The sequence below is a fragment of the Pseudomonas sp. TE3911 genome (genome assembly GCF_054062775.1).
In genome coordinates this window covers 5,668,732-5,681,764 of the sequence record NZ_JBSSFP010000001.1, presented here as the reverse complement: position 1 = coordinate 5,681,764, position 13,033 = coordinate 5,668,732, and the positions used below count along the sequence as shown (strand labels likewise).

13 protein-coding genes and 1 pseudogene are annotated in these 13,033 nt (G+C 59.6%); 7 read left to right on the top strand and 7 right to left on the bottom strand.

The genetic code is table 11. The features are described 5' to 3' along the window. Positions 1 to 12: 12 nt before the first annotated feature. Together ACVWXD_RS25710 and ACVWXD_RS25705 are read right to left on the bottom strand one after the other, a co-directional pair. Entirely contained in the window at positions 13 to 1,155 is a 1,143-nt protein-coding gene (locus ACVWXD_RS25710) for an MFS transporter (RefSeq protein ID WP_095185205.1), read from the bottom strand. 150 nt (positions 1,156 to 1,305) lie between these two features. Beyond that, positions 1,306 to 2,799 (bottom strand): aldehyde dehydrogenase, encoded by a 1,494-nt coding sequence (locus ACVWXD_RS25705; RefSeq protein WP_032884395.1) that lies wholly within the window; start codon positions 2,797 to 2,799, stop codon positions 1,306 to 1,308. 230 nt (positions 2,800 to 3,029) lie between these two features. Here ACVWXD_RS25705 and ACVWXD_RS25700 point away from each other — a divergent pair, with 230 nt between their 5' ends. Continuing rightward, positions 3,030 to 3,392 carry a cupin domain-containing protein gene (locus tag ACVWXD_RS25700; RefSeq protein ID WP_032884397.1) on the top strand — a complete coding sequence of 121 codons (363 nt, stop codon included), beginning with the start codon at positions 3,030 to 3,032 and terminating at the stop codon, positions 3,390 to 3,392. Positions 3,393 to 3,464: 72 nt separating this feature from the next. Here ACVWXD_RS25700 and rpmG read toward each other — a convergent pair whose 3' ends face one another. Beyond that, positions 3,465 to 3,620 carry a 50S ribosomal protein L33 gene (rpmG, locus tag ACVWXD_RS25695; protein ID WP_003176906.1) on the bottom strand — a complete coding sequence of 52 codons (156 nt, stop codon included), beginning with the start codon at positions 3,618 to 3,620 and terminating at the stop codon, positions 3,465 to 3,467. Positions 3,621 to 3,631: 11 nt separating this feature from the next. Then, a complete protein-coding gene (rpmB, locus tag ACVWXD_RS25690) occupies positions 3,632 to 3,865 on the bottom strand; it encodes a 50S ribosomal protein L28 (protein ID WP_003176907.1) in 234 nt (77 codons plus the stop codon). Positions 3,866 to 4,323: 458 nt separating this feature from the next. Between rpmB and ACVWXD_RS25685 the strand changes: the two genes are divergently transcribed. Then, on the top strand, positions 4,324 to 5,916 hold the full coding sequence (locus tag ACVWXD_RS25685) for an ABC transporter substrate-binding protein (protein WP_032884399.1): 1,593 nt from the start codon (positions 4,324 to 4,326) through the stop codon (positions 5,914 to 5,916). Positions 5,917 to 5,943: 27 nt separating this feature from the next. Here the strand turns inward: ACVWXD_RS25685 and radC are convergent, their stop codons facing one another. Continuing rightward, positions 5,944 to 6,618, bottom strand: a complete 675-nt coding sequence (gene radC, locus ACVWXD_RS25680) for a RadC family protein (RefSeq protein ID WP_457371464.1) — start codon at positions 6,616 to 6,618, stop codon at positions 5,944 to 5,946. A gap of 143 nt (positions 6,619 to 6,761) precedes the next feature. On the opposite strand from radC, the gene coaBC reads away from it, so the two are divergent. The 4 genes and pseudogenes from coaBC (at position 6,762) to argB (ending at position 11,018) form a co-directional block, all read left to right on the top strand. Further along, complete coding sequence (gene coaBC / locus ACVWXD_RS25675) at positions 6,762 to 7,970, top strand: bifunctional phosphopantothenoylcysteine decarboxylase/phosphopantothenate--cysteine ligase CoaBC (protein WP_016970585.1); 1,209 nt, start codon at positions 6,762 to 6,764, stop codon at positions 7,968 to 7,970. 5 nt (positions 7,971 to 7,975) lie between these two features. Beyond that, positions 7,976 to 8,431, top strand: coding sequence for a dUTP diphosphatase (dut, locus tag ACVWXD_RS25670; protein WP_032884403.1), 456 nt, complete (start codon positions 7,976 to 7,978; stop codon positions 8,429 to 8,431). Between the two features lie 240 nt (positions 8,432 to 8,671). Further along, positions 8,672 to 10,093 (top strand): annotated as a pseudogene (locus ACVWXD_RS25665) (phosphomannomutase/phosphoglucomutase); the annotation flags it as partial. A gap of 19 nt (positions 10,094 to 10,112) precedes the next feature. Next, a complete protein-coding gene (gene argB / locus ACVWXD_RS25660) occupies positions 10,113 to 11,018 on the top strand; it encodes an acetylglutamate kinase (protein ID WP_017735763.1) in 906 nt (301 codons plus the stop codon). A gap of 62 nt (positions 11,019 to 11,080) precedes the next feature. On the opposite strand, the gene pyrE is transcribed toward argB, so the two are convergent. Beyond that, positions 11,081 to 11,728 (bottom strand): orotate phosphoribosyltransferase, encoded by a 648-nt coding sequence (gene pyrE, locus ACVWXD_RS25655; RefSeq protein ID WP_027608288.1) that lies wholly within the window; start codon positions 11,726 to 11,728, stop codon positions 11,081 to 11,083. Between the two features lie 82 nt (positions 11,729 to 11,810). Between pyrE and ACVWXD_RS25650 the strand changes: the two genes are divergently transcribed. Continuing rightward, a complete protein-coding gene (locus ACVWXD_RS25650; RefSeq protein ID WP_003195493.1) occupies positions 11,811 to 12,590 on the top strand; it encodes an exodeoxyribonuclease III in 780 nt (259 codons plus the stop codon). 58 nt (positions 12,591 to 12,648) lie between these two features. Here ACVWXD_RS25650 and ACVWXD_RS25645 read toward each other — a convergent pair whose 3' ends face one another. After that, positions 12,649 to 13,017: a DUF4870 domain-containing protein gene (locus ACVWXD_RS25645; RefSeq protein ID WP_032884406.1), complete on the bottom strand. Its 369-nt coding sequence runs from the start codon at positions 13,015 to 13,017 to the stop codon at positions 12,649 to 12,651. Positions 13,018 to 13,033 lie beyond the last annotated feature (16 nt).

Below are 13,033 nucleotides of genomic sequence, written 5' to 3'. Positions count from 1 at the left end.
TCGCCTTTCAAATCAGGCTGGCTGTGCGGTACCGAATGCGCCCTGGCGCAGCAACAGCACCACCAACCCCAACGCCCCGGCTGCCATTAACAGCGGCAGCGCATGCCCGTTGATCCACTGGCTGCCCGCACCGGCCACCAGCGGGCCAACCAGGCACCCGATGCCCCACAACTGAGCGATATGGGCATTGGCGCGCACCAGCGCATCGTCACGATAGCGCTCGCCAATCAGGATCAACGAGAGGGTAAACAACCCGCCAGCACTGGCGCCGAACACTACCCATATCGGCCAGATCAACAGCGTGTGCAACGTCAATGGGATCGCCAGGCTGGACGCCAGTAACAGCACCGCGCAACTCAGAAACAGCGTACGTCGAGGCAGGTAGTCGGCCAGCGCACCGATGGGCAATTGCAGCAGCGCATCGCCGACCACCACCGTGCTGACCATCGCCAAGGCGATCTCGGCAGTAAAACCCTGTTGCAGGCAATACACCGGCAGCAGCGTCAGGATCATTGCCTCAAACGCGGCGAACAGCGCCACCGCCCAGGCGATCGCCGGCAGGCTCTTACAGAAGCGCCACAGGTCAGCGAAGGTCACGCTGAACGAGTCAGCGGTGGGCGCACCTGAGCGTCCCAGCAGCAACAGCGGCGCCACCAGCAACAGGCCAACGCCGACCCAGAAGCCGTAGTCATGGTCGGTGCCAATCAGGCCTAGCAGCAATGGGCCCGAGAGCTGGCTCAGGGCATAACTGCAGCCATATAACGCCACCAGGCGGCCGCGCCACTGCTCCACCACCAGTTGGTTGATCCAGCTTTCGCCGAGGATAAACACAATGGTCAGAATCACCCCGATCATCAGCCGCAGCACCAGCCATACGGGGTAACTGGGCAGAATCGCCAGCAAACCGATGGACACAGCCCCCGCCCACAGGCACAGGCGCATCAGGTTGGCAGTGCCGAGCCAGGAGGCCAGCCGACTGGAGACCTTGGCACCGAGCAATACGCCGAAGGCCGGCATGGCGGCCATCACGCCAATGGCGAAACTGCCGTAACCCCAGCCTTCCAGGCGCAGGGACACCAGCGGCATGCTCACCCCCAGGGCCAGACCGACACTGAGTACCGAGGCCAACACGGCGAAATAGGTCGCCCAACGCATTGCCACACTCCTGTGGATAATTCTTGAGGACACACAAAGCAGTGTGGGAGGGGGATTGCCCCCGATCGCGGTGAATCATTGGGCACTTTTAGTGCCTGACACACGGCTATCGGGGGCAAGCCCCCTCCCACATTTGGCCTGCGGTGTTGCTTAGAGCTTGATCCAGGTCGACTTCAGCTCGGTGTATTTGTCGAACGCGTGCAGCGACTTGTCGCGACCATTACCCGACTGCTTGAAGCCACCGAACGGCGCGGTCATATCACCGCCGTCGTATTGGTTGACCCACACGCTGCCTGCGCGCAGGGCCTTGGCGGTCAGGTGCGCTTTGGAAATATCAGCAGTCCACACGGCTGCGGCCAGACCATACACCGTGTCGTTGGCGATCTTGATAGCCTCTTCGGCGCTGTCGAACGTAATTACCGACAGGACTGGGCCGAAGATCTCTTCCTGGGCGATCTTCATGGCGTTGGTCACACCATCGAAAATCGTTGGTTCCACGTAAGTACCGCCGGTTTCCTCCAAGATGCGCTTACCACCGGCCACCAGTTTGGCGCCATCGGTGTGACCCGCTTCGATGTAAGACAGCACGGTGTTCATCTGCTGGGTATCCACCACCGCGCCGACGGTAGTCGCCGGGTCCAGCGGGTTGCCAGGTTTCCAGGCCTTGAGGGCCTCGATAACCAGCGGCAGAAATGTATCTTTGATCGAGCGCTCCACCAGCAAGCGCGAACCCGCGGTACAGACTTCGCCCTGGTTGAAGGCAATGGCGCTGGCTGCGGAGTTGGCGGCAGCTTGCAGGTCCGGCGCATCGGCGAACACGATATTAGGGCTCTTGCCGCCAGCTTCCAGCCATACGCGCTTCATGTTCGACTCGCCGGAGCGGATCAACAGTTGCTTGGCGATCTTGGTCGAACCGGTGAATACCAGCGTGTCGACGTCCATGTGCAGCGCCAGGGCATTTCCGACGGTGTGGCCGTAGCCCGGCAGCACGTTGAAAACGCCTTTCGGAATACCGGCCTCAACAGCCAGGGCCGCGATGCGGATGGCCGTCAGGGGAGATTTTTCGGAAGGCTTGAGGATCACCGAGTTACCGGTGGACAGCGCCGGGCCGAGTTTCCAGCACGCCATCATCAGCGGAAAGTTCCACGGCACAATGGCGCCAACCACGCCGACCGGCTCGCGGGTCACCAGGCCCAGTTGATCGTGCGGCGTGGCGGCGACTTCGTCATAGATCTTGTCGATGGCCTCGCCGCTCCAGCTCAGGGCATTCGCCGCGCCGGGTACGTCAATGTTCAGGGAATCGCTGATTGGCTTTCCCATGTCCAGGGTTTCAAGCAGTGCCAGCTCTTCGGCATTGGCCTTGAGCAGCGCAGCGAAACGGATCATGGTGGCTTTGCGTTTGGCCGGCGCAAGGCGCGACCAGACACCGGAATTGAAGGTGGCGCGGGCATTTTCCACTGCGCTCTGGGCGTCGGCGGCGTCACAGCTGGCGACAGTGGCCAACAGACGGCCATCGACCGGGCTGATGCATTCGAAGGTGTCGCCGGAAGCAGCGTCGGTGTACTCGCCATTGATGTAGGCGCGGCCTTCGATCTTCAGATCCTTGGCGCGTTGTTCCCAATCGGCACGGGTCAGGGTGGTCATGCGAGTGTCCTCCTCTTATTGAATACAAGGGCCAGGCGATGTCCCCCGGCAGCCTCAAAGAATGCTTGCCCGCCAACCAGCTGTTCGGCTCAAAGGCAGCTGCCACCCTAAACCAGCGGCTGGGGATGTTTCAATATATTTGACATAACGCGGGTAAACGCCCTTGCGATGTTCATTTTAATAAACATAGACTTTGGGCACTTCAACCCCAGGCCAGACGGGACACGCACATGAGCATCCAGGACATCGTCGACTTCAGCCAAGCCACCACCGCCCCCGACCGCTATCGCCCTGCCGCCGAAAAAATCCTCAAGGGCGATCCCGAACAAACGGTCTACAACCACTACAACAGCCCATGCGGCCAGATGAGCGCCGGGGTCTGGGAAGGTGATGTCGGGCAGTGGACGGTCAGCTACACCGAGCATGAGTACTGCGAAATCGTGCAGGGTGTGTCCGTGCTGCGCGACGCCGAGGGAAATGCCAAGACCTTGCGCGCCGGCGACCGCTTTGTGATTCCTGCTGGCTTCAGCGGCACCTGGGAAGTACTGGAACCATGCCGCAAGATCTACGTGGTGTTTGAACAGAAGACCTGATCAACCAAATTCCACGCAAAAAAAAGCCCGACTCGTGAGAGACGGGCTTTTTTTCACAAGGAAGAAAATCAATTACTTGATTTTGCCTTCTTTGTAGATCACGTGCTTGCGAACGCGCGGGTCGAACATTTTCTTTTCGAGCTTGTCCGGGGTAGTACGCTTGTTCTTGTCGGTAGTGTAGAAGTGACCAGTACCGGCGCTAGAGATCATTCGAATCAATTCACGCATGATAGAGCTCCTTAGATCTTGCCAGCGGCACGGATTTCGGCCAGCACGACAGTGATGCCACGCTTGTCGATGATACGCATGCCTTTAGCAGATACACGCAGGCGAACAAAACGTTTCTCTTCTTCAACCCAGAAGCGGTGATGCTGCAGGTTCGGCAGGAAACGACGACGGGTTTTGTTATTTGCGTGGGAAATGTTATTCCCAGTCACCGGACCCTTACCGGTAACTTGACAGACTCTCGACATGCCTCAGCCCTCTAAAACCACATGCCCAACCCGGCATGGGTTGGCCGCTTAATCTCTCAGTCATTTGGCGCCAGGCGCCGCGTTTCTTTAGGGTCTTACCGGCTACACCTACAAGCGAAGGAACCGGGCCCCTAGAAAAGAGCGCTGCTTTATACCAGAAAGACCTTGGTGCAACAACAGCGAGTGTGTTTTTACCGGAGTAAATCTCGACCATTGACGCCTGAACCGTTGCCAGGAGGGGCCGATACAACAGCCGACCGCTCGTCGCACAGAATGATTTTCAGCGCCCGCACGCACCGTAAAGTGCACGGCGAAACAATCTGAGGCGCCATCAAAACAGCATTTGAGCCAAAAGCACAGGCAAAAATGGGCTAGTCATTTATCAATCAGAGCACTACGGTAGGACTTTTCCAGACTGCACTCGCAGATGGGCCTTCGATCTGCAAAGGAAACCGAATATGCGCCTCGCTGCCCTACCGCTGTTGCTTGCCCCTCTCTTTATCGCGCCGCTGGCCTCTGCCGCCACCAACCTGAGCGTGTGCACCGAGGCCAGCCCTGAAGGGTTTGATGTGGTGCAATACAACTCGCTGACCACCACCAACGCCTCCGCCGACGTACTGATGAACCGCCTGGTGGACTTCGATGCCGCCAGCGGCAAGCTGGTGCCAAGTCTGGCGGACAGCTGGGAAGTGTCGCCGGACGGCCTGACCTACACCTTCAAGCTGCACCCGGATGTGAAGTTCCACCGCACCGAGTATTTCACCCCAAGCCGCAGCCTGACCGCCGAAGACGTGCGCTTCAGCTTTGAACGCATGCTCGACCCGGCCAACCCGTGGCACAAGATCGCCCAAAGCGGCTTCCCTCACGCCCAGTCTCTGCAACTGCCAACACTGGTCAAGAAGATCGATGCCCTCGACCCGCTGACGGTGCGCTTCACTCTGGATCATGCCGACTCCACCTTCCTCGCAGCCCTGAGCATGGGCTTCGCCTCGATTTACCCGGCCGAATACGCCGACAAATTGCTCAAGGCTGGCACGCCGGAGAAACTCAACAGCCAACCGATTGGTACCGGCCCGTTCATTTTCAGCCGTTTCCAGAAAGACGCTGTGGTTCGTTACAAAGCCAACCCGGACTACTTCGGCGGCAAACCGGCTGTGGATAACTTGATCTTCGCCATCACGCCGGATGCCAACGTGCGCCTGCAGAAGCTGCACCGCGATGAGTGCCAGATCGCCCTGTCGCCCAAGCCCCTGGATGTAGGCGAGGCAGAGAAAGACCCAGCCCTCAAGGTGGAAAAGACCGCTGCATTCATGACTGCATTCGTGGCGATCAACAGCCAGCACCCTCCCCTGGATAAACCCGAAGTACGTCAAGCGATCAATCTGGCCTTCGATAAGGCCAGCTACCTCAAAGCCGTATTTGAAGGCACCGCCGAAGCCGCCAACGGCCCTTATCCGCCCAACACCTGGAGCTACGCCAAGGACTTGCCGGGTTATCCACAGGACCTCGCCAAGGCCAAGGCCCTGCTGAATCGCGCCGGGCTCAAGGACGGCTTCAAGACCACCATCTGGACACGTCCCACTGGCAGCCTGCTGAACCCTAACCCAAACCTCGGCGCGCAATTGCTGCAAGCCGACCTGGCCAAAGTCGGCATCCAGGCCGAGATCCGAGTGATCGAATGGGGCGAACTGATTCGCCGCGCCAAAGCCGGCGAGCATGACCTGCTGTTCATGGGCTGGGCCGGCGACAACGGTGACCCGGATAACTTCCTGACCCCGCAGTTTTCCTGCGCAGCAGTGAAGTCAGGCACCAACTTCGCTCGCTACTGCGACCCGGCGCTGGACAAACTGATCAGTGCAGGCAAAACCACCAGCGAGCAAGGGGTGCGCAGCAAGCTGTATCAACAGGCCCAGGCGCAAATCCAGCAGCAGGCGCTGTGGCTGCCACTGGCGCATCCGACGGCGTTCGCCCTCGCGCGCAAGAGTGTCGACGGCTATCAAGTAAGTCCGTTCGGGCGCCAGGATTTCTCGAAGGTCAGCGTCAAGCCCTGAACCGTAACCCCACCTGAAAGGGTGGGGTTACATCCATCCGTATTCCGCCATCGATAACGGATCACCATCTCCCACGATGATGTGATCCAGCACCCGCACATCCACCATCTCCAGCGCTTTTTGCAGGACTTTGGTCAATTTTCGATCAGCTGCACTCGGCTCCACGCTTCCCGAAGGATGGTTATGACAAAGGATCAACGCCGCCGCGTTGTAAGCCAACGCGCGCTTGACCACTTGCCGGGGGTACACCACAGCAGCGTCGATGGTGCCCTGGGATAACGCCTCGAAGCCCAACACCCGATGCTTTGAATCGAGAAACAGGCAGCCAAAGATCTCGTGGGGCTCATGACGCAACAGCGCCTTGAGGTATCCCCGCACGACTTCCGGACTTTCCAGTGCCGATTCATTGCGCAACTGTTCGGCCATATGCCGCCGGGACATCTCTAGTACCGCCTGCAACTGGGCAAACTTCGCCGGCCCCAAGCCCAGTTGCTGATTGAACAGCGCCTGGCTTGCTTCCAGCAGCGGGCGTAAGCCGCCAAATTGCGCCAGCAGATGGCGCGCCAGGTCCACCGCGCTCCGACCTGCGACACCGGTGCGCAGGAAGATTGCCAGCAGTTCAGCATCCGACAGACTCGCCGCGCCCCACGCCAAAAGCTTCTCCCTGGGCCGCTCTGCCGCCGGCCAATCACGAATACTCATCCCACCTCCCTGTACATGTGCGCCGCTGTTGCGGGGCAGACGCTGTGTTATCGTAGGCCCTCTTTTTTGCGTGCGATTTCACCTGGGGAGGGGAGATCGCACGCACCACTGAACTGGCTTCACTGAACTGGAAAGGCAAACCAATGCAGCGTCTGTATCGGAAACGCATCGTTCTCGGCGTCGGCGGCGGCATTGCCGCCTACAAGAGCGCAGAGTTGGTTCGCAGGCTCCTGGACCAAGGGGCCGAAGTGCGCGTGGTCATGACCCGTGGCGGGAGCGAGTTCATCACACCCCTGACCATGCAGGCCCTGTCCGGCCACCCGGTTCATCTGGACCTGCTGGACCCGGCGGCCGAAGCCGCCATGGGCCACATCGAACTGGCCAAATGGGCCGACCTGGTGCTGATCGCCCCGGCCACTGCCGACCTGATCGCCCGCCTGGCCCAAGGTATCGCCGATGACCTGCTGACTACCTTGGTACTGGCCACCGACGCCACCGTTGCCATTGCCCCCGCGATGAACCAGGCCATGTGGCGCGATCCGGCCACTCAGGCCAATACCCAACTCCTGCAAAGCCGTGGCCTCAAGGTGTTCGGCCCGGCATCGGGCAGCCAGGCATGTGGCGACGTGGGCATGGGCCGCATGCTCGAAGCCACCGACCTGGCCCTGTGTGCCGCCGAGTGCTTCCAGCACTTGGCCCTGACCGGCAAGCACGTGTTGATCACCGCCGGCCCGACCCAGGAAAACATCGACCCGGTGCGTTACATCACCAACCATAGCTCAGGAAAAATGGGCTTTGCGCTGGCAGAAGCCGCGGTCGAGGCAGGCGCCCGCGTCACGCTGATCACCGGACCGGTACATCTACCGACCCCTGATCGCGTCACGCGAATCGATGTAGTCAGCGCCCGAGACATGCTCGCGGCCTGCGAAGCGGCTATTCCCTGCGACCTTTTTATCGCCTCGGCAGCGGTTGCGGACTACCGCCCGGAAGTCGTCGCCCCGCAAAAGCTCAAGAAAGACCCTACAAGCGGCGACGGCCTGCTCCTGCAAATGGTGCGCAACCCGGACATCCTGGCCACCATCGCCACACGTCCTGACCGCCCGTTCAGCGTCGGCTTCGCCGCCGAGACCGAGCATCTGCTGGACTACGCCGCACGCAAATTGAAAGACAAAAACCTCGACCTGATCGTTGCCAATGATGTCGCCAACCCGAGCATCGGCTTCAACAGCGAGGAAAACGCCTGCAGCGTGATTGACCGCGACCTGCACGCGACACTTTTCGCCCAGACCAGCAAGGGCAAGATTGCCCGCCAACTGATCTCTTTTATCGCCCAACGGCTGAACCAGGTTTAATTTCCATGCACGCTTTGCAAGCCAAGATCCTCGACCCACGCATCGGCACCGAATTCCCACTGCCGGCCTACGCCACCCCAGGCTCTGCCGGCCTGGACCTGCGTGCCATGCTCAAGCAAGACACCCTGCTTGAGCCGGGACAGACCGTCCTGATCCCTACCGGCCTGTCGATCTACGTGGGCGACCCTGGTCTGGCTGCGCTGATCCTGCCGCGCTCCGGCCTGGGCCACAAACACGGCATCGTGCTGGGCAACCTGGTAGGCCTGATCGACTCGGACTACCAAGGCGAGTTGATGGTGTCGTGCTGGAACCGCGGCCAAACCGCATTCAACATCGTGGTCGGCGAGCGCATTGCCCAGCTTGTTCTTGTGCCGGTGGTACAGGCGCACTTCGAACTGGTGCAGGAATTCGACGAAACCCAACGTGGTGCAGGCGGCTTTGGGCATTCAGGCAGTCTCTGACTAAGCTGAACGTGGCCGGGTGCTTTTGCCCGGCCAGACGCCACCGCATGGCTTTTCAGGATGAAGAATGCGCGGAATTTATCAGCGAGATTTCCCTAGCTAAATCAACGTATTACGCAGAAATAAGCCTGACTTCCAAACGCCGATGGCATTTTTGCACCACGAACTCTCTGCCGAAAACACCGTCATACCCTTCAGTTTGAGCCTGCCGGTCAGCCACTTTAAGGCCAGCCTTGCCCCCTTCAGATGGAGTTTCCCCCCGCGATGAGTACCGCAGCCCGAGTAGCCCCGACATTCCCCGACAGCATCTTTCGCGCCTATGACATCCGTGGCGTGGTGCCCAAGACCCTGACTGCCGAAACGGCCTACTGGATCGGCCGCGCCATCGGCGCCCAGAGCCTGGCTCAGGGTGAGCCCAACGTATCGGTAGGCCGTGACGGTCGTTTGTCCGGCCCGGAGCTGGTGGAGCAACTGATCCAAGGCCTGGCCGACGCCGGCTGCCATGTCAGCGACGTCGGCCTGGTACCAACGCCAGCTCTGTACTACGCCGCCAACGTCCTGGCCGGCAAGTCCGGGGTGATGCTCACTGGCAGCCATAACCCATCGGATTACAACGGTTTCAAGATCGTCATCGCTGGCGACACCCTGGCTAACGAACAGATCCAGGCCTTGCATACCCGCCTGAAAACCAACGACCTGACCAGAGGCAAAGGCAGCATCACCAAAGTCGACATCCTGCAGCGCTACTCCGACGAAATCACCCGCGACGTCAAGCTCGCCCGCCGCCTCAAAGTGGTAGTGGACTGCGGCAACGGCGCGGCCGGTGTGATCGCGCCGCAACTGCTCGAAGCCTTGAACTGCGAAGTAATCCCGTTGTTCTGCGAGGTTGACGGCAACTTCCCCAACCACCACCCGGATCCAGGCAAGCCAGAAAATCTGGTGGACCTGATCGCCAAGGTCAAGGAAACCGGCGCCGATGTCGGCCTGGCCTTCGACGGTGACGGTGACCGCGTAGGTGTGGTGACCGAGACCGGCGAGATCGTATTCCCCGACCGCCTGCTGATGCTGTTCGCACGTGACGTAGTGGCGCGCAATCCCAACGCAGAAATCATCTTCGACGTGAAGTGCACCCGCCGCCTCACGCCGCTGATCAAGGAATACGGCGGCCGCCCGCTAATGTGGAAGACCGGTCACTCGTTGATCAAAAAGAAAATGAAGGAAACCGGCGCGCTGTTGGCCGGTGAAATGAGCGGTCACGTGTTCTTCAAAGAGCGCTGGTTCGGTTTTGACGACGGTATCTACAGCGCCGCTCGTCTGCTGGAGATCCTCAGCAAGGAAAAATCCACTGCCGAAGAGCTGTTTCAGACCTTCCCGAATGATATTTCTACGCCAGAGATCAATATCCATGTGACCGAGGAGAGCAAATTCAGCATCATTGACGCACTGCACGACGCGCAATGGGGCGAAGGCGCCAACCTGACCACCATTGATGGTGTGCGAGTCGATTACGCCAAAGGCTGGGGCCTGGTTCGCGCGTCCAACACCACGCCGGTGCTGGTGCTGCGTTTCGAGGCGGATACCGAGGCTGAGTTGCAGCGCATCAAGGACGTGTTCCACGCCCAGTTGAAACGTGTTGCCCCTGATCTCCAATTACCGTTCTGATTTTTTACCGGAGCCCTGAATGACCCTCGAACGCGAAGCCGCTGCCAACACCGCCAAGGTCCTGTCCGAAGCGTTGCCTTACATTCGACGCTACGTCGGCAAGACGCTGGTGATCAAGTACGGCGGCAATGCCATGGAAAGCGAAGAGCTGAAAACCGGCTTTGCCCGCGACATCGTGTTGATGAAAGCCGTGGGGATCAACCCTGTGGTGGTGCACGGTGGCGGCCCGCAGATCGGCGACCTGCTCAAGCGCTTGTCGATCGAGAGTCACTTCATCGATGGCATGCGTGTCACTGACGCGCAGACCATGGACGTGGTGGAGATGGTCCTCGGCGGCCAGGTGAACAAAGACATCGTCAACCTGATCAACCGCCACGGCGGCAGCGCCATCGGCCTGACCGGCAAGGACGCCGAGCTGATCCGCGCGAAAAAACTGACCGTTACCCGTCAGACGCCGGAAATGACCCAGCCGGAAATCATCGATATCGGCCAGGTAGGCGAAGTGATCGGCATCAACACCGACCTGCTGAACCTGCTGGTCAAGGGTGACTTCATCCCGGTGATCGCGCCGATCGGCGTGGGTGCGAACGGTGAGTCCTACAACATCAACGCTGACCTGGTCGCCGGCAAGGTCGCCGAGGCGCTGAAGGCTGAAAAGCTGATGCTGCTGACCAACATCGCCGGCCTGATGGACAAGGAAGGCAAGGTGCTGACCGGCTTGACCACCCAACAGGTGGACGAACTGATCGCCGACGGCACCATCTACGGCGGCATGCTGCCGAAGATCCGTTGCGCGCTGGAAGCAGTGCAAGGCGGCGTTGGCAGCTCGCTGATCCTTGATGGCCGTGTACCGAATGCAATCCTGCTGGAAATCTTTACCGATACAGGTGTGGGTACGCTGATCAGCAACCGCAAGCGCCCTTAAAACGCTAAAAACAAAAAGCCCCGCTCAACTTGGTTGAGCGGGGCTTTTTTATGGTTCGGCGATTACTGAACGCCGAACTGCTCGCGATACGCCTTAACTGCCGGCAAGTGCTGCTTGAGCTGCGGATCATCTTCCAGGAACTGCAACACCTGGTTCAACGAAACGATGCTTACCACCGGAATACCGAAATCACGCTCCACTTCCTGGATCGCCGACAACTCACCGTTGCCGCGCTCCTGGCGGTTCAGCGCGATCAGCACGCCAGCAGCCTTGGCGCCGTCTTGGGAAGCGATAATCTGCATCACTTCACGGATGGCGGTGCCGGCGGTGATTACGTCGTCAATGATCAGCACGTCGCCGGTCAGCGGCGCGCCCACCAGGCTGCCGCCTTCGCCATGAGCCTTGGCTTCCTTGCGGTTGAAGCACCATGGCAGATCGCGCCCATGGTGTTCCGCCAGGGCCACGGCTGTTGCAGCTGCCAGGGGGATACCCTTGTAGGCCGGGCCAAACAGCACGTCGAAGGAAATACCGCTTTCAACAATGGCTGCCGCGTAGAAACGCCCCAACTGAGCCAGGGCCGAACCCGAGTTGAACAAGCCCGCATTGAAGAAGTACGGACTGGTGCGCCCGGACTTGAGGGTGAACTCACCGAAGCGCAAAACCCCGCGATCGATGGCAAAACGAATGAAATCGCGTTGATACGCCTGCATGAAAAAAGCCTCAGATACCACGGATTTAGCTAATTAGGTAGACGGCGTGTATCATACACGCACGCGATTTTTGGGGCCATTTATGCGGATCATCAGTGTGAACGTTAATGGTATTCAGGCTGCAGTCGAGCGTGGTTTGCTCAGTTGGCTGCAAGCTCAGAATGCCGACGTCATCTGCCTGCAGGACACCCGCGCCTCCGCCTTTGAACTGGACGACCCAGCCTTCCAACTGGATGGCTACTTCCTTTATGCCTGCGATGCCGAAGTGCCCACCCAAGGTGGCGTGGCTTTGTACTCGCGGTTGCAACCCAAGGCGGTCATCAGCGGCCTCGGCTTCGAGACAGCCGACCGCTACGGGCGCTACCTGCAAGCCGATTTCGACAAGGTCAGCATCGCGACCTTGCTGCTTCCTTCGGGGCAGAACGGCGATGAAGACTTGAACCAGAAGTTCAAGCTAATGGACGATTTCGCCCGTTATCTGGATAAACAGCGGCGTAAACGTCGCGAGTACATTTACTGTGGCTCGCTGTACGTGGCGCAACAAAAGCTGGATATCAAGAACTGGCGCGACAGCCAGCAATCCCCAGGTTTCCTGGCGCCGGAACGGGCCTGGATGGACGAGATTGTCGGCAACATGGGCTATGTGGATGCCCTTCGTGAAGTCAGCCGCGAAGGCGACCAGTACAGCTGGTGGCCAGACAATGAACAGGCTGAAATGCTCAACCTGGGCTGGCGCTTCGACTACCAGTTGCTGACCCCAGGTCTGCGCCGGTTCGTACGCAGTGCACGTTTGCCGCGCCAGCCGCGTTTCTCGCAGCACGCGCCGCTGATCGTGGACTACGACTGGACACTGACCATCTAAGGTCTTTCTCCAGGCACAAAAAAACCGACATCGCTGTCGGTTTTTTTGTGGGCGATCACTATTTGACCAAACGCCAGGTCCATGGGTATCGGTAGGCTGTGCCGTTGTTGGCTTTAACGCCGCCAATGATCGTCAGCACCAGCGCCGCAACCACGAGCACCAGCATCAACACAAAGCCGATCACCACAAACCCCAGCACCATGCAGACCAGCCAGGCGATGGCCACTGTGATCTGGAAATTCAGGGCTTCCTTGCCCTGATCATCGATAAGCGGGTCCATATCCTTCTTGATCTGCCACACGATCAACGGCCCCAACAGGCTACCAAAGGGGAATACCAACCCCAGAAACGCCGCGAAGTGACACAACATCGCCCATTGGCGAACTTCCTTGGTCGGTGCCGGAACCGGCAATTGACTGTCACTCATGGCGCTTCTCCTTGAA